The sequence below is a fragment of the Chromobacterium sp. CCUG 76385 genome (assembly GCF_059916625.1).
In genome coordinates, this window is sequence record NZ_JAUCGU010000016.1 from 32,078 (window position 1) to 55,470 (window position 23,393).

Consider the following 23,393-nt stretch of genomic DNA (forward strand, 5'->3'; position numbering starts at 1 on the left):
GCCGCCCTTGTGGCGGCATTTGTTTTGTCCGCATCGGCGCAGGCGCAAATCCTGAGCGCGGAGGGCGTGGCGCCCTTGGATAACGGCACGGTGGCGGCGCGCGAGATGGCCATCCGCGACGCGATGCGGCTGATCACCATCAACCAGGGCGCGCGGGTGGAGTCGGTGCAGGTGCTGGAGAACGGCAAGCCGGCCGAGTCCGCCACGCTGACCGCGAGCGGCCAGCTGCAGGGCACGGTGCGGGTGATCAATGAGTACCAGCAGGGCAAGCTGTACCACGTCAAGATCGAGGTCGATACGGAGGGGGCTGCTGAGGCCCAGGCTTCAACGCGCAGCCGCGATCCGTCCTGCGCGATGCCGCCGGGGCGTTCGCTGCGGCGCAAACTGGTGACGACTTATTTCGATGTGACGCGTCCCGCCGATGCGTCCGACCTGGCGAATCTGGCCACGGCGTTGCCGACCGAGCTGTCGCGCCGTTTGTCGCGCAATCCCTTGCTGCTGGTGCGCGACGCCAATACCGTGTCGGTGCTGTCGGACAGCCGCATCGCCGAACCCGCCGCCGGCCGCGACGTCGCCAGCCAGTTGGGCCTGCGCGAAGGCGTGCAGTTCGTGGTGGCCGGCCGCGTGCTGTCCACCTCGGTGACCGACAAAGGCCTGAAGCCGTCGTTTTTCGAATCCAACAATACCAGCGAGCAGAGCGCCATCTATAACGGGCCGTTTTCCGGCCTGCTGGGCGGCGGCGCCAAATACAAGGCCACCGAGCGCCAGTTCGATATGGAAGTGTGGATTTACGATGGTCTGACTGGATCATTGCTGGCCAATGAACGCGTAGGCGGCCTGATGCGCGGCGATGTGGTGCCCAAGCTGCCCAAGCCTTTCGCCTCCGCCGCGTTTTGGGCCACGGACTACGGCAAGTTGGTGGATAAATTGATGGACAAGGCGGCGCAGCGCGTCGATGACGTCATTTCCTGCATACCATTCTCTGCCCGCATCGTGCGGCAGGAGGGTAAGCGCGTTTATATCAACGCCGGCCTGTTGGACGGGATGGCGGTGGGCGACAAGATGCTGTTGTACAAGCGCTCTTCCGGCCAGCCGGTGCGCGACCTGATTTCCGGGACGGATCTGGGCATGCCGGAAAGCCTGAACGGCGATGTCACGCTGACCCAGGTGCAGCCGAATTTCTCCATCGGTGTGGTGCAGAGCAGCAGCCAGGCGGTGTCGGAAGGCGACTTTGTCCGTTTCGTTCCGACCCGGTGATCCCGGCGATAGCCGTGGGGCGGGAACATGCCGAGGCTCTTCTTTCTGGCAGTTCCCCAATTTACAAAATATTTTTGTATTGATACGTATTATCACTTGATGCTACGGTGCATCCCGCACTTCGCTCTCAAACAGCAAAACAGGGGATACACCTTGAAGCAGCAACTGATTTTCGCCGCCGTACTGGCGGCGCTGGCCGGCCAGGCGCTGGCCGAGGATGTCGTCGTTTACAGCGCGCGCGCGGAACAACTGGTCAAGCCCTTGATCGACGCCTACAAGAAGGAAGCCGGCGTGACCGTCAAGCTGGTGTCGGACAAGGAAGGCCCGCTGATGGAGCGGATGCGGGCCGAGGGCCGCAACAGTCCGGCCGACCTGCTGCTGACGGTGGATGCCGGCAATCTGTGGCAGGCGGAAAAAATGGGCCTGCTGCAAGCGGTGAAATCGCCGGTGCTGGACGCCAATGTCCCCGCCCACCTGCGCGACCCCAACCATCAATGGTATGGCCTGTCGATTCGCGCCCGCACTATTTTCTACAACACCCAGAAAGTCAAACCGGCCGAGCTGTCCAGCTATGCCGACCTGGCTGATCCTAAGTGGAAGGGCAAGCTGTGCCTGCGCACTTCCAAGAAGGTGTACAACCAGTCGCTGGTGGCGATGATGCTGACTGAGATGGGGCCGGCCAAGACCGAGCAGGTGGTCAAGGGCTGGGTGAACAATCTGGCTACCGCCCCTTTCCCGGACGACACCAAGATGCTGGAGGCGATCGCCGCAGGCCAGTGTGATGTAGGCATCGCCAATACCTATTACTACGGCCGTTTGATGGAGAAATCGCCGAAGCTGCCTATCGGCATCTTCTGGGCGGATCAGGCTGGCAAGGGCACTCACGTCAACGTTTCCGGCGCCGGCATCGCCCGCTACGCCAAGAACGAGAAGGGCGCGTTGAAGTTCTTGGAGTGGCTGAGCTCGGAAAAGGCGCAGAACCTGTTCGCCGACGTCAATATGGAGTTTCCGGTCAATCCCAAGGTGAAGCCGGATGCCCGCGTCGCCGCTTGGGGCGATTTCAAGCATAACTACATCAATGTCTCCAATGCCGGCGCCCGGCAGGCTGAGGCGGTGAAGCTGATGGACCGCGCCGGCTACAAATAAGCGCCGCCCATTGTTGGTTTCTTCGGCCCGCCGTTTTTTCAACGGCGGGCCGTTGTTGCTGGATCAATCTCATGTTTGCTTCTGTTTTGCGCTGGAGGACGCTGTCCGCAGCCATCAGCCTGCTCACGCTGGTGCCTCTGGGCGTGATCGCCCTGGGGCTGCTCACGCCGGATATCGAGGTTTGGCGCCATCTATCGGCGCATGCGTTGCCGGAGCTGTGGCGCAACACCGCCATTCTGCTGCTGGGCGTGGGCGCGGGCGTGTTGCTGCTGGGCGTGCCGCTGGCCTGGTTGACCGCGGTGCATGATTTTCCGGGCCGCCGGGTGTTTTCCTGGGCGTTGATGCTGCCGCTGGCCATGCCGGCCTATGTGATGGCGTTTTCGCAATTGGGTCTGTTCGATTTTACCGGACCGCTGCAAACCTGGCTGCGCGAGATATTCGGCAGCTCGTCCTGGATGCCCAATATCCGCTCGACGCCGGGCGTGGTGGCGGTGCTGACGCTGGCTTTCTATCCCTATGTCTATCTGCTGGCGCGCAATGCGTTTGCCACGATGGGGCGGCGCGCGCTGGAAGTCGGCCAGTCGCTCGGCTTGTCTCCGCTGGCCGGTTTTTTCCGCGTGGCGCTGCCCATGGCCCGGCCATGGATCGTGGCCGGACTCAGCCTGGCGCTGATGGAAACGCTGGCCGATTTCGGCACGGTTGCCGTGTTCAATTTCGACGCTTTCACCTCGGCCATCTACAAAGCCTGGTTCAGCCTGTTCTCGCTGCCTGCTGCCAAGCAGCTGGCATCGTTGCTGGTCTTGCTGGTGCTGGCGCTGGTATGGCTGGAGCAATGGGCGCGCGGCCAACGCGCCTATGGCGAGGCGGGCAGGGCGGCGCCCTTGCCGCGGACGTGCTTGCCCGTCGCGCGCGGCTGGCTGGCTTGCGCCTGTTGCAGCCTGGTGCTGCTGCTGGCCTTCGTCCTGCCGTTCGGGCAGATCCTGCTCTGGGCCGCCGGGCATGCGGCGGATGATGTGGCCGACCTGCTGGATTATTTGAAAAGCTCGCTCGTGCTGGCCGCACTGGCGGCCTTGCTGGTGCCGGCGCTGGCCTTGCTGCTGGTTTTCGCGGTCCGCCGCGACCCCCGCAGCCGGTCATGGGCCAGGCTGGCCACGCTGGGTTACGCGGTGCCCGGCACGGTGCTGGCGGTGGGTATCTTCGCCCCGGTGGCGGCGTTGGACAACCTGTTGCTCGATCATTTCGGCCACTGGCTGCCGGCGGGCAGCTCCGCCGTGTTCAAGGGCACGCTGCTGGTGATGCTGCTGGCTTATGCCTCGCGCTTTCTGGCGGTAGGCCATTCTGCGCTCGACACCGCGATGCAGCGCATCGCGCGCAGCCAGGAGGAGGCCGCGCAAAGCCTGGGCCTGCATGGCATGCGTCTGGCCTGGCGCTTGCATCTGCCCCTGCTGCGCGGCGGTTTGTTCACCGCGATGCTGATGGTGTTTGTCGACGTGATGAAGGAAATGCCCATCACGCTGATGACGCGGCCGTTCGGCTGGGACACCTTGGCGGTGCGCATCTTCAATTTGACCACCGAGGGCGAATGGCAGCGCGCCGCATTGCCATCGGTCGCCATCGTGCTGGCCGGCCTGCTGCCGGTGCTGCTGCTGTCCAGACAGAAATCCGGAGCCTGATATGGAAAACCTGCTCGAATTCGACAATGTGAGCCTGGACTTCGCAGGACGAACGGTGCTGGATGGCATGAGTTTTACCCTGCAGCCAGGGGAGATCGCCTGTTTGCTCGGCGCCTCCGGCTGCGGCAAAACCAGCGCGTTGCGCAGCATCGCCGGTTTTGAGACGCCGGCTGCCGGCGCGATCCGGCTGGCCGGAACGATGCTGTTCGACAGCGGCGTGATGCTGCCGGCCCATCGTCGCCGCATCGGCATGGTGTTCCAGGATCATGCGCTGTTTCCACATTTGACCGTGGCAGGCAACATCGCCTTTGGCTTGTCGGCCTTGAGCCGCGCCGGCCGCCGCGAGCGGGTGGCGGAAGTGCTGAAACTGGTGGGCCTGGCGGCGGAGGCGGATCGTTACCCGCACCAGCTGTCCGGCGGGCAGCAACAGCGGGTGGCGCTGGCGCGCGCCTTGGCGCCCTTGCCCAGGCTGTTGCTGCTGGACGAGCCATTTTCCAATCTGGACGCGGAGTTGCGCGAACGCTTGGCGCGCGAGGTGAGGTCGATGCTGAAGTCGCTGGGCATCGCCGCGTTGATGGTGACGCATGATCAGCACGAGGCCTTCGCCTTCGCAGACAAAGTCGGGGTGATGCATGGCGGACGCCTGCAGCAGTGGGATCAGCCGGAGGCTTTGTATCATGCCCCAGCCAGCCGTTATGTGGCCGGCTTCATCGGCCAGGGCGCTTTTTTGCCGGGTAAGGCAAGCGGCGGCCGCAGCGTGGTGCTGGAGACCGGCGAGCTGCGGAGCGAGGTCGGCTTGCCCTTTGCCGATGGCGCGGCGGTGGAGGTGCTGTTGCGGCCAGACGAGGTGAGGCTGGAGCCGGGCAGCGCGCTGCGGGCCAAGGTTGCGGAGCGCATCCATCGCGGCGGCGTGTGCCACTATGCGCTGGAACTGCTGTCCGGCAGGCGTCTGGTGGCCGAGCTGGGCCATGATCAGCAGCTGGCTGTGGGCGAAACGGTGGGCATCCGCCTGCAGCCGCGGCGGCTGTTGGCGTTTGCGGTTTGACGCCTCTGGGCAAGCTGAAAAGATCAGCGAAGCGCCTGGGGCAAGGCTGCGCAACGCAAGATCGGGGTGGATGGGCGGCGCTTAGTCGAAAGCCTGGCAGACGTCCACCCACTGTCCGGCGGTGATGTCGCTCAACTGGCTGGGACTGATGCGGACCGCGCTGTGCACGGCGCCGGCGGCGGGCAGGATTTCGTCAAAGGCCTGGATGGATACGTCGAGGTAAATCGGCAGTTCGCGCGCCAGGCCGAAGGGGCAGACGCCGCCCACCGGGTGGCCGGTGATCCCCTCCACGTCCTGCGGCGGCAGCATTTTGCCCTTGCCGAAAGCGTCCTTGAACTTGCGGTTGTCGATGCGGGCATCGCCGCGCGCCACCAGGATCACCTCGCGGCCATCGTTGAGGCGGAAAGCCAGCGTCTTGGCGATGCGGCCGGCCTCCACGCCGTGGGCGGCGGCCGCTTCCGCCACCGTGGCGGTGCTGACCGGCAGCTCGATGATTTCGATGTCCAGCAGGCGGCTGGCGAAAAACTGACGGACGGACTCCAGGCTCATGGTCTTGTCTTCGCAAGTAAAATCCACAAGCTATCTTATCCGGCCGCGCGCGCCAATACCGTTCAGTGTCCCTGTGTGATTTCCGTGAGTTTGTCGGCGATGTCCTGCGACGTGGCCGCCTGCTCCTCCGCCGCATTGGCGATCTGTACCACGAAGTCGCGCATATTGTTGATTTCGCGGACGATGGCTTCCAGGGCTTCCTCCGCGCGCAGGAAGTCGCTCTCTGTGGCGGCTACCGTGTTGCGGCCTTCCTCTATAGCCTTCACGTTTTGCTGCACTTCGGTCTGGATCATGCGGATCATTTCGCCGATTTCCTGCGTCGCCTTGGCGGTGCGTTCCGCCAGTTTGCGCACTTCATCGGCCACAACGGCGAAGCCGCGGCCCATTTCGCCGGCGCGCGCCGCCTCGATGGCCGCGTTCAAGGCCAAGAGGTTGGTTTGATCGGCAATGTCCTTGATCACGTTGATGATCTGGCCGATGGTCTCGGAGCGCGTGCCCAGCGAAACCAGGCTGTCCGCGGTGTGGCGCACCATGGTGCCGACGCTCTTCATGCCGTTGCTGGTTTCACCGACGATGGCGGAGCCTTTGCGGCTTTCCGCCAGCATCAGATCGGCTGATTCGGAAGCGGAGGAGGTTTGTACCGCCACGTTCTGGATGGTGGCGCTCATCGCCTGCATGTTCTCGGAAAGCTCGTTGATGCGCGCTTCCAGGAATTGCCGGCGCTTGTCGTTTTCTTCCTGCAATTGGCGCGCTCTTTCCTCGGCCGACACGTCTTTGAAGCTGGCCATGAAACAGAGCAGCTTGCTGCCATCTTGCCGGCTCCAGATCGGGAAAACCTTGGTTTCGAAAATGACATCGCCCACGGGGATCAACGCGCTGTGAAACGGCATTTTGCGGGCGGCCAGGTCCGCCAGAATCCTGCGGTTGTGCGAGGGATCGCGATGGAACTGATGAATGGTGTGATTCATCGCCTGATTGACGTCGACGCCAGCGCGAAAGCGCTGATTCAGCGAGGCACGGTGCTGGTTGAGCACATCCTGCGCGGTCTTGTTCATATAGAAAATCACATTGTCCGAGCTGGTATCGCACAACATGATCAGGTTGTCGCTGTTATCCAGCACGCACTGAAATTGATGGATGGTTTGTTCCAGATCTTCCGATTGCGCGGTTTTTTTGAACCAGCCTGCCATGGCCACCTCCTGCGAACGATGATGTCGGGCGTGGCTGACGAGATGGCGATGCCAGGATTGCCAGTAGGCGCTATGGCTTGCGGGATCTTGTCGGACACGCTGAAAGCAGGGCGCTGCTTGCGGCATGCGCGCCAGCCCAGACGCCTGTCAATGCGATGCATTCAGCTAGGACTATCTCAATCAATCATAAGTGTTTTTGCTGAAGATGCAGCCCGGAATGCGCGCTGAACCGCGGCGTCTTGACAAGCGCCAAGGCAGATTGTAGGTGGCACGGCAAGCTGGCGGCTCAAGCGTCGTTCAGGGGCAAGGCGAGGGTTTCCTTGACCTCTTCCATCACTACATAGCTCTTGGACTCCTTGGCCGATGGCAGCTGCAGCAGGATGTCGCCCAATAGCTTGCGGTACATCGACATGTCGGCGATGCGCGCCTTGATCAGGTAGTCGAAGTCGCCGGATACCAGGTGGCATTCCAGGATTTCCGGAATGCTCAGGATTTCGCGGCGGAAGGCGTCGAAGATATTGCCGGACTTGGCCTCCAGCTTGATCTCGACAAAGACCAGCAGCGAGCCGCCCAACGCGTGCGGATTGAGGCGGGCGTAATAGCCGTCGATGATGCCGTCGCGCTCCATGCGGCGCACCCGCTCGGTGCAGGGCGTGGTGGAGAGCCCGACTTTCTCGGCCAGCTCGGTCATGGCGATGCGGCCGTTTTTCTGCAGGATGCGCAGGATTTTGCGGTCCATCTTGTCCAGCGCTTTGCCGGAGGAAGTGACAGTCTTCATTTTTTCACTGCCTACGCGAAAAATTCTTATTAGTCATCTATTGATTCTCGTCAATTTCAGTGAAAAAAACCAGATATCAATGAATATACTAGCGGAATTCACTAGCTGTAGTGACATGGCTACAAACGGAGAGGGAATCATGAAGGTAATCGTGCTGGGTGGCGGCGTTCTGGGCGTATCGACTGCGTGGTATCTGGCCAAGGCCGGCTGCCAGGTGACGGTGCTGGAGCGCCAGGATGGCGTGGCCTTGGAAACCAGTTTCGGCAACGCCGGCCAGATCTCGCCCGGCTACTCCGCGCCTTGGGCGGCGCCCGGCATTCCGCTGAAGGCCATCAAGTGGATGTTCCAGCGCCATGCGCCGCTGGCCATCAGCCCGGACGGCAGCCTGTACCAGCTGCAGTGGATCGCCAAGATGCTGGCCAATTGCAATGAAAAATCCTATGCGGTGAACAAGAGCCGCATGATGCGCCTGGCCGAGTACAGCCGCGACAAGATCAAGGAGCTGCGCGCCGAGACTGGCCTGGATTATGAAGGCCGCCAGGGCGGCACGCTGCAGCTGTTCCGCAGCCAGGCCCAAGTCGACGGCATGGCCAAGGACATCGCCGTGCTGCGCGAATGCGGCGTGGACTTCAATGTGCTGGACCCGGATGGCTGCGCCCGCGTCGAGCCGGCGCTGGCGGCGGTCAAGCACAAGCTGACCGGCGGCCTGCAACTGCCCAATGACGAAACCGGCGACTGCAATCTGTTCACCAGCCGCCTGGCAGAACTGGCTCGCGCCAAGGGCGTGGCATTCCGCTTCGGCGTGAAGGTGGACGCCATCCTGAACGATGGCAAGCGCATCACCGGCGTGCGTGTCGGCGACGAGACCCTGACCGCCGACCACTATGTGGTGGCCATGGGCAGCTACTCGCGCGATCTGGTGAAAGCCCTGGGCATCGATATCCCGGTATACCCGGTCAAAGGCTATTCCTTGACCGTGCCGATCACCAATCCGGCCGGCGCGCCGGTGTCCACCATCCTGGATGAAACCTACAAGGTAGCGATCACTCGCTTCGACAACCGCATCCGCGTCGGCGGCATGGCCGAGCTGTCCGGTTACAATCTGGAATTGAATCCGCGCCGCCGCCAGACGCTGGAAATGGTAGTCGGCGATCTGTATCCGAACGGCGGCGACATCCCGGCCGCCACCTTCTGGACCGGCCTGCGGCCGATGACGCCGGACGGCACGCCCATCGTCGGCGGCACTCGCTACGCCAACCTGTCCTTGAATACCGGCCACGGCACGCTGGGCTGGACCATGAGCGCCGGCTCCGGCAAGGTGCTGGCCGACATCATCACCGGCGCCAAGCCGGAAATCAGCATCGACGGCCTGTCCATGCAGCGCTACGCCAAGCAGGGCGAAACGCTGGTGGTGCCGGCGATGCGCCCGTCCGTGCAAGGGGCGTGAGGCGATGCGTCCCCTGATCGCGACGATACGGCTGGACAATCTGCGGCATAACTATCAAGTGGCCCGCGCGGCCCATGGCGACAAGACGCTGGCCGTATTGAAAGCCAATGCCTATGGCCACGGCGCGGTGCGTTGCGCCCAGGCGCTGGCCGACATCGCCGACGGCTTTGCCGTCGCCTGTCTGGAAGAGGCGCTGGAACTGCGCGCGGCCGGCATCGTCCATCCCATCTTGTTGTTGGAAGGCGTGTTCGAAGCCGAGGAACTGAAGGCGGTGGACGCGCACCAGCTGTGGCTGGCGGTGACCAGCGAGGAGCAGCTGCGGATGATCGAGCAGTCCGCGCCGCAGAAGCCGTTCAACGTCTGGCTGATGCTGGACTCCGGCATGCATAGAGAAGGCTTTCTGCCGGAAACCTATCACGCGGCCTGGCGCCGGCTGGAGGCTAGCGGCAAGGCGGGCACGATCACCAAGATGACCCACTTCGCCCGCGCCGACGAGCCGGAGCTGCCGATGACCGCGGCGCAGCTGGAGCGTTTCGACGCCGTTGTTCGCGCGTTGCCGCCGGGCGACGAGTCTGTGGCCAACTCGGCCGGCATCCTGTGCCACCCGCGCGCGCAACGCAACTGGGGCCGCGTCGGCATCGCGCTGTACGGCGTGACGCCGCTGCCGGCCGGCTTCGAAGACGCAGCCGACCTGCGTCCGGTGATGCGTTTCAGCAGCCGGGTCTTCGGCGTGCGCGAGTTGGCCGCCGGGGAACCGATAGGCTATGGCGACAACTTCGTCACCGACCGGCCTACCCGCGTCGGCCTGGTAGCCTGCGGCTACGCCGACGGCTACCCGCGCCGCGCCTCCAGCGGCAGCCCGGTGCTGGTGGACGGGCGGCGCTCTCGGCTGATCGGCCGGGTATCGATGGATATGCTGACGGTGGATCTGACCGATCTGCCCGAGGCCGGCATCGGCAGCGAGGTAGAGTTGTGGGGCGACGCGGTGTCGGTCAACGAGGTGGCGGCCCATGCAGGCACCATAGGCTACGAGCCCTTGTGCAACGTCAAGCGGGCGCATTTCGATTACCACTGAGCATTCTCGAGCAGCTTGGCGCGCGACGCGCTTGGCTCAGCCCATGACAGCCCTGTCGGCGTGAGCCGGCGGGGCTGTTTGTTTTTCTGGTCGCACGCGTCTCCCCCCCATCGCTAGCGCAAGCCCGGCTACCGCGCCGCGCAAGCGCTGATTCCGCAGCCCGCCCATCGTTGCCTTCACAGTACCCTGCCGCCATCAGGCGGAGTCTCTGCCTGTTCATATCGATCACGGCAGGCGTTATGAACATTCCGCCATGTAAATTTCAGATGGTCGCTATCTGCGCATAAGCGTTTTAAGTCATCTTTGCTTAAAGTAAACTGGTTTTCGATTCTCGCTAATGAAGAATCAATGACTTGTAATCGGACTGCGCTTTGGATCGAATAAGATAATGGCGTTGTCTAGGGATGAGATGAATGAATTTGGAGTTTCAATAAATGACAGCAGCTTCGCTTTTTGCTTTTGCCTTGCTCATGTTTGCGGCAATTGTTACGCCAGGGCCGACTGTGCTTTTGGCACTGGATAATGCCGGCAGATTCGGCATGCGCCGCGCCTTGTTTGGAATTTTGGGAGCGGTTCTTGCGGATGCCGTGTTGATTTTGCTGATAGGTCTGGGTCTTGATATGGTTCTTTCCGCCTCCGAGGTGTTGTTTGTCGGTCTGAAATGGCTTGGCGCGGGGTGGTTGGCTTTTATGGGTATTCAAATGCTGAAGTTATCCGGGAAAGCGATGGAAAACATTGTTATGGAGGCTTCGCCATCAGACTATGCGATTTTTCTCAAGAGCTTTTTCATGGCGATAAGCAACCCCAAGTATTACCTTTTTCTCGCTGCCGTCTTGCCTCTGTTCATCCATACCGCTAACGCCGCGCTGCCACAGTATGCTGCGTTGACTATTATTGTCATGGTAATTGATGCGGCTGTTATGGTGGGCTATGCTATTCTTGGGCGAAAAGCTGTTTCTGTCTGGAAAGAGAGTGGGGTGAGATGGATAAGCCGAATCAGCGGCGGTTTTCTGATTCTGCTTGCAGGCTCGGTCTTGTTGGTGTGATGCGGTACGCGGGTGTGCGAAAAGGATAGGCCCTGTCATGGCTCAAAACGTTAATCTAAATTTGCTGTATTCATTGAAGGCGCTGCTGGAAACTCGCAATTTGACGCATGCCGCAGGCCGGCTCGGGTTGGCCCAGTCGGCAATGAGTCGACATCTGGTTCAGCTGAGAAACGAATTCCAAGACCCGCTATTGGTGCGCGAAGGGTCCAGCTATGTCTTGACCGAACGGGCAAAGGCGCTGCGCGTGGATTTGGATGCGCTGCTGGAGAAAATAGAAAAAATATACGGTCCGTCCGATTTCGACCCGGCCTCGTGCGAGAGAGCGTTTTCCTTTGCCGGATCGGATTATCTGGCGGAGTATATGTTTCCGGACATCATCGATAGAGTCATGCCCTTGGCTCCTCGCGCGCACATCAGTTTTCTTGCCTGGAGAGCGAATCATTTCAAGATATTGGTGGATGAGGAGGTGGATTTGATGGGGGCGATAGCCGATCAACTTCCGGAAAATATCTACGGCAAATCGATCGGGCATGACAAACCGGTTTGCCTTATGGCGGTAGGCCATCCGCTGGCGGAGAAGCGCGAATTGACGCTGGATGACTATTCCCATTTTCAGCATGTCCATATCAGCGGTGCCAGCGATAAAGATGGCTTTGTCGATCATTACTTTTCGCGAGCGGGATTGAAAAGAAATATCAGGATTGAAACACCATATTATGTTTCGGCGCTCAATATCGTCTCCCGCAGTCAATTGTTATTGACGATTCCGGAGCATATGGCGGCCAAGTTCATGCTGCAGTTTCCGGTATGCTTCAGGCCCATTCCCTTTGTCGATCACGTCAACCACTACTGGTTGTTGTGGCATGGCCGAGTGGACAAGGACCTGGCGCATCGTTGGTTTCGCGAGCATGTTTTCGATGTTCTCTACCACTCTATCCATGGTGTGGCGAGGCGTGTGGAACTTGGGGCTTGAGTTGCGATTGCCTTTTTTGTATAGGCAGATTCAATGAGCATTGATGAAAAAACATGATTGATTGGGAGTTTTGCGTGGAAATATTAAACCACAGTAAACCGGTGCGATCGGTCAGGGATGGCCTGGATCAATTTGGAATCAGTCCGGAGCAGGGCGCGCCGACTTTTGTGATCGATGCGGATGGGGAGCTGTACGCTTTGATCTTATCCGCGGCGCGAGGATATATCGACTTCAAAAAACTGGCGCAAGTCCTGGGGGCGGACAGCGCCAACCTGGCCAGCAAGCAAAGGGTGGAAAGCGTAACCGGCCTCGCCATCGGCGCCATTCCGCTTACCGGGCTGGCGATGCCGTATATTCTGGATGCGGCGCTGCTGCGGCAGGATTATGTATACGGCGGAACGGGGAGTTTCAATGCGACGGCCAAAGTCTCGCCCGCGGAGTTGATAAGCGCCAATAATATCCAGCTGTTTTATGAATGAAGCGTGAGCGCGCGGGGCGCAGCGCTGTTTGATGACGGGACTGGCAATATGCCAGTCCCGTAGCTTATGCGGATAAGACGCGGGACGATGCTTATCGCCAGCCATGTGTCAGGCGCGGCGGCTGGCGGTGAGCCGCTCAGGCCTTTTGCACCACCAGTTTTTCCACCCGCTGGGTGGCGTCGCGGGTGCGTTCCGCCAGCTTGCGCACTTCATCGGCCACTACGGCGAAACCGCGGCCGGTTTCTCCGGCGCGGGCCGCTTCGATCGCGGCGTTCAGCGCCAAGAGATTGGTCTGGTCGGCGATGGATTGGATGGTGCTGACGATGGCGCCGATCTCGGACAGGCTCTTTTCCAGTTGCTGCCGTTGCTGGCTTTCGCTGTCCAGGGCGGCGGAGCGCTTTTCCGCGTCGATGTCGATCAGCGCGCCGACCACCCGCAGCGGCGTGCCGTCCGCCGCGCGCCGGGTCTGGCCGCGGGCGCGGAACCAGTGGTATTCGCCGTTTTTGCATTGCAGGCGGTATTCCAGATCATACGGGGTCTGGCCGCTGCGGTCGCTCAGATGGGCGGCGAAGGCGTTCAGCACGCCTGGCTTGTCTTCGGGATGCAAGCGGTTGGACCAGCTCTCCAGCACGTTCGGAAAATCCTGCTCAGTGTCGAAGCCGAGCAACTGGCGAAACTGCGGCGACCACCAGAAGGCGTTGTTGCCGCTGACCGGATTGGCGGGGTCCACTTCCATGTCCCACAGCCCCTCGGCCAGCATGGCGCTGCCCAGTTCGAAGCGGGTCATGGTCCGCTCCAATTGCAACTGCTGCGCGCGCCATTCCGTGATGTCGGCCAATGACCCAGCCACCCGTAAGGGCACGCCCTTATCGTCGCGCAGCGTGGCGCCGCGGGCGCGGAACCAGCGGTATTCTCCGTTCTTGCATTGCAGCCGGTATTCGATGTCGTACGGCGTCATGCCGCTGCGGTCGCTCAGATGCGCGCCGAAGGCGTCCAGCACCCGCTCCCTGTCATCGGGGTGGAGGCGGCCGGCCCAGCTGCCCAGCACGTCGGGAAAGTCGCGCTGGTCGTTGAAACCCAGCAGCGCGCGGAACGTTTGCGACCACCAGAACACATTATTGGGGTTGAGCGGGTCGCCGGCCACTACCGACATGTCCCACAGCCCCTCGCTGGCTGCGCGGTTGACCAGGTCGAAACGGACGCTGAGCAGCGTCAGTTGTTCCTCGGCCCGGCGCAGCGCGTCCTGCAGTTGCGTCAGCTGGCGGTCGGCGGCCTGGCGTTCCGCGTCGGCTTCGTTGATTTGCCGGTCGCGTTGCTCCCATACGCGCGACAGTTTCTCACCCAGAGCCCGCCAGCGCTCATCGCCGTGAATCTGCCATCTGGCCGATTCTCCGCGCAGTACGGCTTCCACGGCGGCATCCAACTGGTTGATCATCTTGTTTCCGGCAAACCACATGGCATTCCTCCTGATGCGCTATTCAGAGTTTCAGCATAGCCTTACGTCATGAGTGTGGAATTAGGTATAACTACTTGCGACGATCACAATCACTTGCTTTGGCCTGTGACGTGGCAGGCGCTATTTCGATATATGATGCCGGTTTAACAAAGATGCCCGCAGTCATCTGTCAGAGGCGCTGATAGATGGCCTTGAACCTTTCGCAATTTCCGCGCCGGCCGCGCCGGCGCGGAATCGGAATCGACTCCGCGTGATGAAACACTCTTGGTTATTTTTCGGTTTGCTATGTTGCGCCGGCCCGCTGCGAGCGGAAACCCATCCCTTGCCCGCGGATTTGCGGATGGGGGATGACGATGCCCGGCGTTTGCTGCAGGATTCCAGCCGACAATTCGACGATTTGATCCGGCAGCAAAAGCTGCGCCAGTTGCAAGGCGGCGGCAGCGCGGCGGACACCGCCAGGCAGCCCGTGGCGGCCGGCGAGGCTTGCCTGCCGGTGACAGGTTTGCGCCTGGCGGGCATCACCTTGTTGACGCATGAGGAAGTTGCCGCGCTGGGACTGCCCCAGGGCGATTGCCTGGACGTCGGCGAGTTGAACCGCTTCAGCCGCGCGCTGACCGCGCTTTACCTCGACAAAGGCTATATCGCCGCGCGGGTGTTGGCCGAGGGGCCGAACGCGAATGGCGTGCTGACGCTGCGCGCGGTGGAGGGGCGGGTGGCGGCGATCCGCAGCGACGACGCCGCTTTGCGGCCTGGCAATCTGTTCCCCGGCATGCTGGGCAAGCCGCTGAATGTGCATGATCTGGACCAGGGGCTGGACCAGGCCAACCGGCTGCGCTCGAATCACGCGACGGTGGATGTGCTGCCCGGCGACGGCATAGGCGATTCCATCTTGCAGTTGCACAATCAGCCGGACTCGCTCCTGGCGGGCGGGCTGACGCTGGACAATACCGGGCGGGAGTCCACCGGGCGCATCCAGGCCGGCGCCAATCTGGGCTGGGACAATGTCACCGGTTGGTCCGACTTCCTCAGCCTGTCGGCGCAGACCACCACGGAAAATCCCGCGGCGCGGCACAGCCGCAGCGAGTCGCTATTCTATTCGCTGCCCTATGGCTACTGGACAGCCAGCGCTTTCGCCAGCCGCTCCGATTATCTGAACCCCTTGCAGCTGGCGCATAGCGCGGTGCAGCTGTCCGGCTCCACCGCGCAGAGCGGCTTGCGGCTGGACAGGGTGCTGACGCGCGACCAGGGGCATATCCTGACCGCGGACCTGCAATTGACGCAAAAGCGCGTGCGCAACTATCTGCAGGATGCCGAGATTCCAGTCAGCAGCCCCAGCCTGACCGTGCTGGAGGCCGGGTTGTCGAGGATGACGGTGCTGCCGGGCGGCGTGTTGCAACTGGAGGGCGGCTTGCAGCGCGGCACGCGCTGGATGGGCGCGGATGCGCAGGACACGCGCTTCCCCGGCACGCCTAATCCGCAGTTTCTCAAGCTGCGCCTCAGCGCCAATTGGCTGCAGACCATCGCCTGGCCGGGCGGGCCGTTCCAGCTGCAATCGAGCCTTTCCGGCCAAGCCAGTCGCGACCGGCTGCCCGGCGTCGAGCAGCTGGATATCGCCGACAGCAGCGCGGTGCGCGGTTTCCGCAATAATGCCTTGCCGGCCGAAACCGGCTGGTACTGGCGCAATACCTTGTCGCGGCGTTGGCAGCTTGGCGCCTTCGCCGTCACGCCGCGGCTGGGTTGGGATGGCGGCCGGGTATTGCAGCGCGGCGGCAACGAGACCTGGCAGGACATCGCCGGCGCCGATGTCGGGGTGGCGCTGGCGCGGGGCGGCCTGACGCTGGATTTGGACTACAGCCGCCCGCTGCGCCACCCGCAGGGCTGGTTGCCGGAAGGGCACATCCTGTTTGCGCGGCTGGCGTGGCAGTGGTGAGGGCAAAGTGTTGTAAATGCGCGGAAAATAATTGAAATAATATTGTAAAATTGTGTTTCGATTGATTTGCTTTAAAAAACCCCTTAGATTCCAAACTAAACACTTGTTTTATTTGGTCGCAGGCCACGGCAAGAGGGCCGACGAACCTGGATTCGAGGGGATGATGATGAAAAAAAGCAGATTCGATTTGTCCGTGAGCGGCAAAGTCGCCGCGGCGCTGACGCTGGCCTTTGTGCTGGCCGATGCGGTTCAGGCCGGCGGCATTGTGGCTGCCGGCGGCAACGGCCAGCAGCCGCAGGTTTCCACAGCCGGCAATGGCGCGCAGGTGATCAACATCACCGCGCCGACGGCCGGCGGGGTGTCGGTCAACCAGTACCAGGACTTCAATGTCGGGAAGCCGGGCGCAGTGTTCAATAACGCCTTGCAGGCTGGCCAGTCGCAGCTGGCCGGCCTGCTGGGTGCCAATGCCCAGCTTGGCGGCAGCCAGGCTAGCGTGATCCTGAACGAGGTGGTCAGCCGCAACCCGTCCTTGCTGTTGGGCAAGCAGGAAGTCTTCGGCAAGGCGGCAGACTATGTGCTGGCCAATCCGAACGGCATCGCCTGCAACGGCTGCGGTTTCATCAACATCCCTCGGGCCTCCCTGCTGGTGGGCACCGCCAATCTGCAAAACGGCGCCATCGCCTCGCTGCAGGCGGCCAATAACGGCAATGCGCTCAGCATCAATGGCGGCGGCGCGTCCGGCGTCAACGTGCTGGACCTGATCGCGCCGCGCCTCGATATCCGCGGCAATGTTTCCGCAAACGACGCCATCCGTGTCCGCGCCGGCTTCAATACCGTCGATTATGTCAGCGGCCAGATCACTGCCACCGCCGCCGCGCCGGACGGCGTGGGCAAGCTGGACAGCTATTTCCTGGGCGCCATGCAGGCGGGGCGGATCAATATCGTCAGCACCGCGGCCGGCGCCGGCGTCAATGTCGGCGGCAATCTGTCCGGCGGCGACGAACTGACGGTCAATTCCGCCGGCGCGCTGGCGGTGCAGGCGGCCCAGCTCAAGGGCAAACAACTGGCCTTGAACGGCGCCAGCGTGGACATCTCCGGCCGCGTGGACAGCGAAACCAGCAATGACAGCAAGCATGATGAAAGCTGGTTCATCTGGAAGACCGGCGAGAGCAGCAGCGCGTCCAGCAAGACCGACGCCAGCGTCAAGCGCGCGTCCCTGCAGGGCGACAATGTGTCGATCAGCGCCAGCGGCAACGCCCATGTCGGCGCGGCCGACATCCAGGGCCAGGACGTCAAGCTGTCAGCCGCCGGCGTCAGTCTGGACGGCCAGCTGGCGCAAAGCAGCGCCAGCAGCAGCGACCACGCCTGGAAGAATTCCTGGGCATTCAACCAGGACAAGAGCAGCGCCACCCAGGAGCAATCGGTGGCGCGCATCAAGGCCGGCCACGACGCGGACATCTCCAGCACCGGCGGCGACATCGCCATCGCCGGCGCCAGCGTGCAGGCCGGCAACAATCTCAAACTGAACGCGGTGGGCGGCGTTCAATTGTCCGCGTTGACCGAAACCGATACCAGCAGCGACGTCGGCAATCGCAAGAACGACGGCGCGGCGCTGGAAACCGGCAGTTGGAACAACAGCAGCTCGCAGCAGCGCCTGGTGCAGGCGCAATTGCGCGCCGGCAACGCGCTGGGCGTGAGCGCCAGCGGCGACATCAACACCCAGGCCGCCATTCTGCAATCCGGCGGCGACGCCATCCTGTCCGCCCAGGGCAAAACCACGCTGGCGACGCAAACCAGTGCCAACAGCAGCAGCGTGCAGAACGGTAAGACCTACTGGGGCGGCATCGGCGGCGGCGGCAACCAGAACAACAGCAGCAGCGCCACCGTCAATACCGGCAGCGCGGTGAACGCCGGCGGCAAGCTGTTCATCAACGGCGACGCCGGCATCGCCATCAACGGCAGCCAGGCCAAGGGCGCGCAGGGCGCGTACGCCAAGACCCTGTCCGGCGGCGTGGTGATCGACAGCGCGCTGGATCTGACGCAGACCCATACCGACCAGCGCACAGGCACGGCGTTCAATATCACCAGCAGCTCCAGCAAGGGCAGCAGCAGCCAGCAAACGGCGGTCGGTTCGGCGTTGAAGTCGGACGCTGACCTGCAGCTGATCTCCGCCGGCGACGTGGCGGTGACGGGCAGCCTGGTCAAGGCCGCGCAGGCGCTGGACATCCAGGCCGTGGGCGACATCAGGGTGGCCAGCCAGGCGTCCGAAACCCATAGCCAGTCCAGCGATACCCAATTGGCGCTGCGCGGCGTCGGCGCCGAAACCGGCGACAAGCAATACCGCGGCGGCGTGCGGCTGGAACATGCCAGCACGGACCAGCAGCTGGACCAGACCAGCCAGATCGGCTCGCAGCTGTCCGGCGGCAGCGTCAAGCTGGCGGCCGGCAACGATCTGACCCTGACCGGCGCCAAGCTGGAAACGGCGGGCGATGCAAGCCTCGCCGGCCAGAACGTCAGTCTGAACGCGGCGCAGAACACGAGTCACAGCGACAAGGCCAGCACCGTGACCGGCGGCGGCCTGTACCTGACCAGCGGGCTGGACAAGGCCGGCGCCGGCATCGAGTTCGGCCAGAACAGCAATCGCGCCGTCAGCGACGGCAGCACCGCGCAGGCGACCGAAGTGAAGACCGGCGGCAAGCTGGACATCACCGCCGGCAACGGCATGGGCAACGTGCAGAACCAGGGCAGCCAGATCAAGGCGGGCGGCGCGGTGAATATCGCCGCGGGCGACGTCAGCAATCAGGCGGCCGTCAGTCAACAATCAACCCAGCAGACCAGCAGCCATTGGGGCGTGGATGTCGGGGTCAATGTCGATTACAGCGGCATCACCCGTCCCATAGCCAATGCAGGCGGCAGCGTGGCCAAGGGCGATGTGGCCGGCGCGGCGGGCCAGGCTGCCAATCTCGGCGCGGCCAATCTGGGCGTGGACGTCGGTGCCACGGGCGGCAGCGGCAAATCGCAAAGCCAGAGCAGCGCCGCGCAGGCCACCAGCATTGCCGGGGCATCGGTCAATGTGACTGCTGGCGGCGCGTTGAAGGATCAGGCAACCCAGTACCAGGCGACGCAAGGCCAAGTCAGCATCAGCGCGGACAGCCACCAAATGACGGCGGCGGCCAATACCCAGAGCCAGAGCAGCCAGAGCAGCGAAGGCGGCGCCACGGTGCGTGTTTACACCACGACAGGCGAGGATATCAACGTCAAGGGTGGCGGCCAGGGCAGTTACAGCAGCAGCCAGAGCGCGTCCAGCAACGCGGTGACCGGCTCCATCCAGTCCGCCGGCGGCGTGAGCATCAAGGTGAACAATGATGCGAGCTACCAGGGCGCGGCCATCAACGGCGGCAGCGGCCAGGCCAGTATCCAGGCCGGCGGCAAGCTCGCCCTGACCCAGGCCGACAATACCGGCAGCAGCCAGCAGCGCACGGTGGGCGCCTCGGTTGGCGTGGGCGTCAGCACCAGCCCGATCGATGGCGGCAACCAGCTCGGCGGCAGCGGCAATCTGGCGGTCAACAAGCAGCAGAGCCAGGCAGCCAGCAGCCAGGCGGTGACCGGGTCGGTGCAGTCGGCCGGCGGCATCGCGCTGACATCCGGCAATGGCTTGACCGTGCAGGGCGGCAGCCTCGCCAGCGGCGGCGACATCAAGCTGCAGTCCGACGGCAAAGTGAGCCTGCAGGCGGCCAATGGCAGCGACAGCAAAACCGGCAGCGGCTGGGGCTTCAGCGTCAACGCCGGCGGCAACAACAGCAACGGCAAGGATGCGTCGGCCAAGGGCTTCAATGTGGGCGGCGGCGTGCAGCTGTCCAGCCAGAATGAAGCCAACACCGCGCAGTCCGGCACGCAGGTGACAAGCGGCGGCGCCTTGAGCGTCAGTAGCGGCGCCAGCGGCAACAACGCGGTGGCGCTTCAGGGCAGCCAGTTGACCGGCAAAACGGTCAATCTGAGCGCCGACAATGGCGGCATCAGCCTGCAATCGGCGCAGAACAGCAGCCAGAAGAATGACTGGAGCGCCAATGCCAATCTGGGCGGCGGGGCAGGCAACAGCGTGGCCAAGGAAAACGGCCAGCCCAAGGCCGACGGCGCGAGCAAGACCTATCAGGCGAACGGCGGCTTCGATGTCAAAGTCGATCAGCAGGACAAGCTGACCAACGCCAACGCCGCCATCAAGGGCGATCAGGTCAATCTGAAGGCCGATGGTCAATTGACGCTGGCCGGCGGCAACATCAACGCCGGCAAGGTGGATGGCAGCATCGGCGGCAATGTGGTGGTGCAGAGCCAGCAGGACCGCAACAACGGCAATCATGTCGAGGTGGGCCTGAACGTCAGTAGCTCCAACGCCAAGAACCCCAGCCTGGTGGATCAGGCGGCCAATCTGACCGGTCCGCTGTCCGGCAAGGTGAAGGAAAAGGCGACCGACGCGGTGAACGCCGTGGCCGACAAGGTGGAAGACAAGTACAACAGCATCGCCTTCAAGAACGGCCTGAAGGAAGACACCACCCAGTCGGTGGCGTTCAACAAGGATGGGAACGGCGGCAGCGTGACGCTGCCGGCGCAGCCGACCAGCGGCGAGGCCAAGTCCGGCGTGGTGGACAGCGCCTTGCGCAAAGGCGGCAACACCTTGAAAGACAAGCTGCTGAACCCGCAGGATAAGGGCACCCAGGTGTCTGGCGTGATCGACGTCAGCGTCAAATCCGACAATGGCGTGGGTACGGTCAGCGCGATCAGCGGCGACCAGGGCGTCAATCTGGCGGTGGACGGCAAGGTGCAGCTGACCGGCGGCCAGATCGACTCCCGCGCCGGCAAGGTGAGCCTGGGCGACGCCAAGGTGGAAACCGCCAATATCCAGACCAGCAGCTACACCGGCACCGGCGGCGTCAAGCTGGACGGCACCCCCGCGGCCATCATCCAGCAGGCGGTCAAGGACGTGACTTCCGGCAAGGCGCCGCTGATGCATGTCGATATCGACAATCAGAAGCAGACGGTGAGCGGCGAGGTGAAGTCGGGCGCTTGAGCAGGGCGTTCCGCCCCGCGTAATCCAAAACGGCAGCCTGCGGCTGCCGTTTTTTCGTGGCGCGGATCAGAACCGGCCTTCGCTGTAATCCTCCATCGCCTGCTCGATTTCCTGGCGCGTATTCATCACGAACGGTCCCCATTGCACGATGGGCTCGTTCAGCGGTCTGGCGGCCAAGACCAGCAGGCGGCTTTCCGCGCTGCCGTTGAGCAGCTCGATGCCGTCTCCGTCATTGTCCAGCACGGCGAGCTGGCGCTCTCCCATCACGCTGTCCGCCGCCTGCACCGCCCCCTGGTAAAGGTACAGGAAGGCGTGGTGGCTAGATGGCAGCGGCAGCCATAGGCGATTGCCTGGGCGCAGCGCGATGTCCAGGTATAGCGGATCGGTCACCGGGCGCTCGATCGCGCCTTGGCGGCCGTCGAAGCGGCCCGCCAGCAGCTTCAAGGCATTGCCGTCCGCGTCTTGCCATTGCGGGATGTCGCGGTAGCTTGGCGCGGCCATCTTGTCGGCGGCCGGCAAGTTGATCCACAGCTGGAAGCCATGCATCAGCCCATCCTGCTGCTCCGGGATTTCCGAGTGAACGATGCCGCGTCCGGCCGTCATCCATTGCATGCCGCCCGGGCTGAGCAGGCCTTCGTTGCCGGCGTTGTCGCGGTGGCGCATGCGGCCATCCAGCATATAGGTCACGGTTTCAAAGCCGCGGTGCGGGTGGCTGGGGAAACCGGCGATGTAATCGTCCGGGTTGTCGGAGCGGAACTCATCCAGCATCAGGAAGGGGTCGAGCCGCCGTTGCAGCGATTGGCTCAGCACCCGCTGCAGGCGCACGCCAGCGCCGTCTGAGACTTCGCGGCCGTTGACCAGTTGTTCGACTGTTCTGCTGAGGGCGCGCATGGCCATCTCCTGTTCCAAGTTTGATGCTGTTATTTTCCTGGTGGAAAAGTAGATTAAAAAGCGCAAAATTTAGTAGTGGATGATCGGAAAATTAGATGTATGAGGCTGCCAAGAACTCATCTTGATGCAATGGCCGGCATGGCGAGCCATTGCGGAGCGGGGCGTGGCCTGGGTGGCAGAGGGGCGGCATCGCAGCCGGTATCGGTCAGCGGCGATGGCGCGGCTGCGCGAGCGATGGCTGTGGATTGGCCGCGGCAAGAGGAGGGCGCCGATCAAGCCGCTATCAACCGATGGCCGCCGCAAGCCGGCGCGGTGCGCAAGGCCGCGCTATGGCTGGCGCAGGATGAGCCTTTGCGCCGTGCGGCGGCGGTCAGTGATTGGCCTGCTGGCCCTTCAGATAGCTTTCCAGCGCGTGGCCGGCGGACAGGATGTGGAAGCGCAGGAACTCGGCCGCCTCTTCCGCCTTGCCTTGGCGGCACAGTTCCAGCAGGCGGGTGTGCTCCTCGTGGGCCCGCTCCATGGTGCGGGTGAACAGGATCTGCATCCGGGTGTAGCGGTCGGTCTTGTTGTGCAGCTGTTCGATCAGCGCCAGGGTATTGGGGCGGCGCGCGGCGCGGTACAGGGCCAGATGGAAGCGGGAGTTGATCTCGCCCCAGTGGCGCACGTCGTTGTTGTTCAGCGCCACTTCGAATTCGCGCAGCGTCTGTTGGGCGGCGTCCAGGTCCGCCGCGCTTTGACAGGAGATGGCGGCTTTCAGCAGCGAGCATTCCAGCATGGCCCGCACTTCCAGCAGCTCCAGGATGTCTTCCAGCGACAGCTTGGACACCAGGGCGCCCTTGTGGTCGATGATCTGGATCAGTCCCTCCGCCTCCAGCTGGCGCAGCGCCTCGCGCACCGGCACCCGGCTGACGCCGTATTCGTGGGACAGCGCCTCTTGGCGCAATTGTTGGCCGTCAGCGAATTCGCCCGACAGAATGCGGCGGCGCAGGGATTCGGTGACGGCACTGGTAAGCGTCTGGCGCTTGATCGGCTGCAGGGTGGTCATGGTGGGTGTCGTTATCTGTCAGTCAATCGGATACATGCAAATGTATTCGATTATACGGAGCTTCCCTGTTCCGGCAAGCATCTAACTTGAATATTTTTGTCGCGAATCTGTAATTTGCGGAGGAGGACATGAAAAAAGCCCGACGGATCCGTCGGGCTTTCAATTTCTGGGGTGGATGATGGGACTCGAACCCACGACAACCGGAATCACAATCCGGGACTCTACCAACTGAGCTACATCCACCGCTGGTGACGCGATGGCCGAAATCTTTGGGGTGGATGATGGGACTCGAACCCACGACAACCGGAATCACAATCCGGGACTCTACCAACTGAGCTACATCCACCG

17 protein-coding genes and 2 tRNA genes are annotated in these 23,393 nt (G+C 62.8%); 11 read left to right on the top strand and 8 right to left on the bottom strand.

All coding sequences use genetic code 11. The features are described 5' to 3' along the window. Positions 1 to 24 precede the first annotated feature (24 nt). From QUG01_RS11895 to QUG01_RS11910, 4 genes are all read left to right on the top strand, one after another. Positions 25 to 1,257: a flagellar assembly protein T N-terminal domain-containing protein gene (locus QUG01_RS11895; RefSeq protein WP_500830333.1), complete on the top strand. Its 1,233-nt coding sequence runs from the start codon at positions 25 to 27 to the stop codon at positions 1,255 to 1,257. A gap of 153 nt (positions 1,258 to 1,410) precedes the next feature. Then, entirely contained in the window at positions 1,411 to 2,403 is a 993-nt protein-coding gene (locus QUG01_RS11900; protein WP_500830334.1) for an extracellular solute-binding protein, read from the top strand. Between the two features lie 71 nt (positions 2,404 to 2,474). Beyond that, positions 2,475 to 4,076 (top strand): ABC transporter permease, encoded by a 1,602-nt coding sequence (locus tag QUG01_RS11905; protein WP_500830335.1) that lies wholly within the window; start codon positions 2,475 to 2,477, stop codon positions 4,074 to 4,076. A gap of 1 nt (position 4,077) precedes the next feature. Next, entirely contained in the window at positions 4,078 to 5,121 is a 1,044-nt protein-coding gene (locus tag QUG01_RS11910) for an ABC transporter ATP-binding protein (RefSeq protein WP_500830336.1), read from the top strand. Positions 5,122 to 5,202: 81 nt separating this feature from the next. Here the strand turns inward: QUG01_RS11910 and QUG01_RS11915 are convergent, their stop codons facing one another. From QUG01_RS11915 to QUG01_RS11925, 3 genes are all read right to left on the bottom strand, one after another. Then, positions 5,203 to 5,670, bottom strand: coding sequence for a YbaK/EbsC family protein (locus QUG01_RS11915; protein ID WP_500830337.1), 468 nt, complete (start codon positions 5,668 to 5,670; stop codon positions 5,203 to 5,205). A gap of 62 nt (positions 5,671 to 5,732) precedes the next feature. After that, positions 5,733 to 6,860, bottom strand: a complete 1,128-nt coding sequence (locus QUG01_RS11920) for a methyl-accepting chemotaxis protein (protein ID WP_500830338.1) — start codon at positions 6,858 to 6,860, stop codon at positions 5,733 to 5,735. A gap of 286 nt (positions 6,861 to 7,146) precedes the next feature. Beyond that, entirely contained in the window at positions 7,147 to 7,638 is a 492-nt protein-coding gene (locus tag QUG01_RS11925) for an Lrp/AsnC ligand binding domain-containing protein (protein ID WP_043622207.1), read from the bottom strand. Positions 7,639 to 7,717: 79 nt separating this feature from the next. Between QUG01_RS11925 and QUG01_RS11930 the strand changes: the two genes are divergently transcribed. From QUG01_RS11930 to QUG01_RS11950, 5 genes are all read left to right on the top strand, one after another. Continuing rightward, on the top strand, positions 7,718 to 9,085 hold the full coding sequence (locus QUG01_RS11930; RefSeq protein WP_500830339.1) for a D-amino acid dehydrogenase: 1,368 nt from the start codon (positions 7,718 to 7,720) through the stop codon (positions 9,083 to 9,085). A gap of 4 nt (positions 9,086 to 9,089) precedes the next feature. Next, positions 9,090 to 10,160: an alanine racemase gene (gene alr / locus QUG01_RS11935; protein ID WP_500830340.1), complete on the top strand. Its 1,071-nt coding sequence runs from the start codon at positions 9,090 to 9,092 to the stop codon at positions 10,158 to 10,160. Positions 10,161 to 10,594: 434 nt separating this feature from the next. After that, positions 10,595 to 11,206 carry a LysE family translocator gene (locus QUG01_RS11940; RefSeq protein WP_500830341.1) on the top strand — a complete coding sequence of 204 codons (612 nt, stop codon included), beginning with the start codon at positions 10,595 to 10,597 and terminating at the stop codon, positions 11,204 to 11,206. A 37-nt stretch (positions 11,207 to 11,243) separates the two neighbouring features. After that, on the top strand, positions 11,244 to 12,179 hold the full coding sequence (locus tag QUG01_RS11945) for a LysR family transcriptional regulator (protein WP_500830342.1): 936 nt from the start codon (positions 11,244 to 11,246) through the stop codon (positions 12,177 to 12,179). Positions 12,180 to 12,232: 53 nt separating this feature from the next. After that, the gene (locus tag QUG01_RS11950) at positions 12,233 to 12,658 is read left to right on the top strand and encodes an aminoacyl-tRNA deacylase (RefSeq protein ID WP_500830343.1); all 426 of its coding nucleotides are present in this window, start codon (positions 12,233 to 12,235) and stop codon (positions 12,656 to 12,658) included. 136 nt (positions 12,659 to 12,794) lie between these two features. Here QUG01_RS11950 and QUG01_RS11955 read toward each other — a convergent pair whose 3' ends face one another. Next, entirely contained in the window at positions 12,795 to 14,114 is a 1,320-nt protein-coding gene (locus tag QUG01_RS11955) for a methyl-accepting chemotaxis protein (RefSeq protein WP_500830344.1), read from the bottom strand. 322 nt (positions 14,115 to 14,436) lie between these two features. Between QUG01_RS11955 and QUG01_RS11960 the strand changes: the two genes are divergently transcribed. Then, positions 14,437 to 16,044: a ShlB/FhaC/HecB family hemolysin secretion/activation protein gene (locus QUG01_RS11960; protein WP_500830345.1), complete on the top strand. Its 1,608-nt coding sequence runs from the start codon at positions 14,437 to 14,439 to the stop codon at positions 16,042 to 16,044. A gap of 166 nt (positions 16,045 to 16,210) precedes the next feature. After that, entirely contained in the window at positions 16,211 to 21,109 is a 4,899-nt protein-coding gene (locus tag QUG01_RS11965; RefSeq protein ID WP_500830346.1) for a hemagglutinin repeat-containing protein, read from the top strand. Between the two features lie 66 nt (positions 21,110 to 21,175). On the opposite strand, the gene QUG01_RS11970 is transcribed toward QUG01_RS11965, so the two are convergent. The 4 genes from QUG01_RS11970 to QUG01_RS11985 all read right to left on the bottom strand — a co-directional run bounded on the left by QUG01_RS11970 (position 21,176) and on the right by QUG01_RS11985 (position 23,391). After that, a complete protein-coding gene (locus QUG01_RS11970) occupies positions 21,176 to 22,000 on the bottom strand; it encodes a pirin family protein (RefSeq protein ID WP_500830347.1) in 825 nt (274 codons plus the stop codon). Between the two features lie 370 nt (positions 22,001 to 22,370). Further along, complete coding sequence (locus QUG01_RS11975; protein ID WP_500830348.1) at positions 22,371 to 23,045, bottom strand: GntR family transcriptional regulator; 675 nt, start codon at positions 23,043 to 23,045, stop codon at positions 22,371 to 22,373. 167 nt (positions 23,046 to 23,212) lie between these two features. After that, positions 23,213 to 23,288 (bottom strand) — tRNA-His (locus QUG01_RS11980). A gap of 27 nt (positions 23,289 to 23,315) precedes the next feature. Further along, positions 23,316 to 23,391: transfer RNA gene (locus QUG01_RS11985), tRNA-His, on the bottom strand. Positions 23,392 to 23,393: the final 2 nt, after the last annotated feature.

Coding starts and splice junctions, on each gene's coding strand:
- QUG01_RS11905 (WP_500830335.1), top strand. CDS start 2,475: ATGTTTGCTTCTGTTTTGCGCTGGAGGACGCTGTCCGCAGCCATCAGC.
- QUG01_RS11910 (WP_500830336.1), top strand. CDS start 4,078: ATGGAAAACCTGCTCGAATTCGACAATGTGAGCCTGGACTTCGCAGGA.
- QUG01_RS11915 (WP_500830337.1), bottom strand. CDS start 5,670: ATGAGCCTGGAGTCCGTCCGTCAGTTTTTCGCCAGCCGCCTGCTGGAC.
- QUG01_RS11920 (WP_500830338.1), bottom strand. CDS start 6,860: ATGGCAGGCTGGTTCAAAAAAACCGCGCAATCGGAAGATCTGGAACAA.
- QUG01_RS11925 (WP_043622207.1), bottom strand. CDS start 7,638: ATGAAGACTGTCACTTCCTCCGGCAAAGCGCTGGACAAGATGGACCGC.
- QUG01_RS11930 (WP_500830339.1), top strand. CDS start 7,718: ATGAATATACTAGCGGAATTCACTAGCTGTAGTGACATGGCTACAAAC.
- alr (WP_500830340.1), top strand. CDS start 9,090: ATGCGTCCCCTGATCGCGACGATACGGCTGGACAATCTGCGGCATAAC.
- QUG01_RS11940 (WP_500830341.1), top strand. CDS start 10,595: ATGACAGCAGCTTCGCTTTTTGCTTTTGCCTTGCTCATGTTTGCGGCA.
- QUG01_RS11945 (WP_500830342.1), top strand. CDS start 11,244: ATGGCTCAAAACGTTAATCTAAATTTGCTGTATTCATTGAAGGCGCTG.
- QUG01_RS11950 (WP_500830343.1), top strand. CDS start 12,233: ATGATTGATTGGGAGTTTTGCGTGGAAATATTAAACCACAGTAAACCG.
- QUG01_RS11955 (WP_500830344.1), bottom strand. CDS start 14,114: ATGTGGTTTGCCGGAAACAAGATGATCAACCAGTTGGATGCCGCCGTG.
- QUG01_RS11965 (WP_500830346.1), top strand. CDS start 16,211: ATGAAAAAAAGCAGATTCGATTTGTCCGTGAGCGGCAAAGTCGCCGCG.
- QUG01_RS11970 (WP_500830347.1), bottom strand. CDS start 22,000: ATGCGCGCCCTCAGCAGAACAGTCGAACAACTGGTCAACGGCCGCGAA.
- QUG01_RS11975 (WP_500830348.1), bottom strand. CDS start 23,045: ATGACCACCCTGCAGCCGATCAAGCGCCAGACGCTTACCAGTGCCGTC.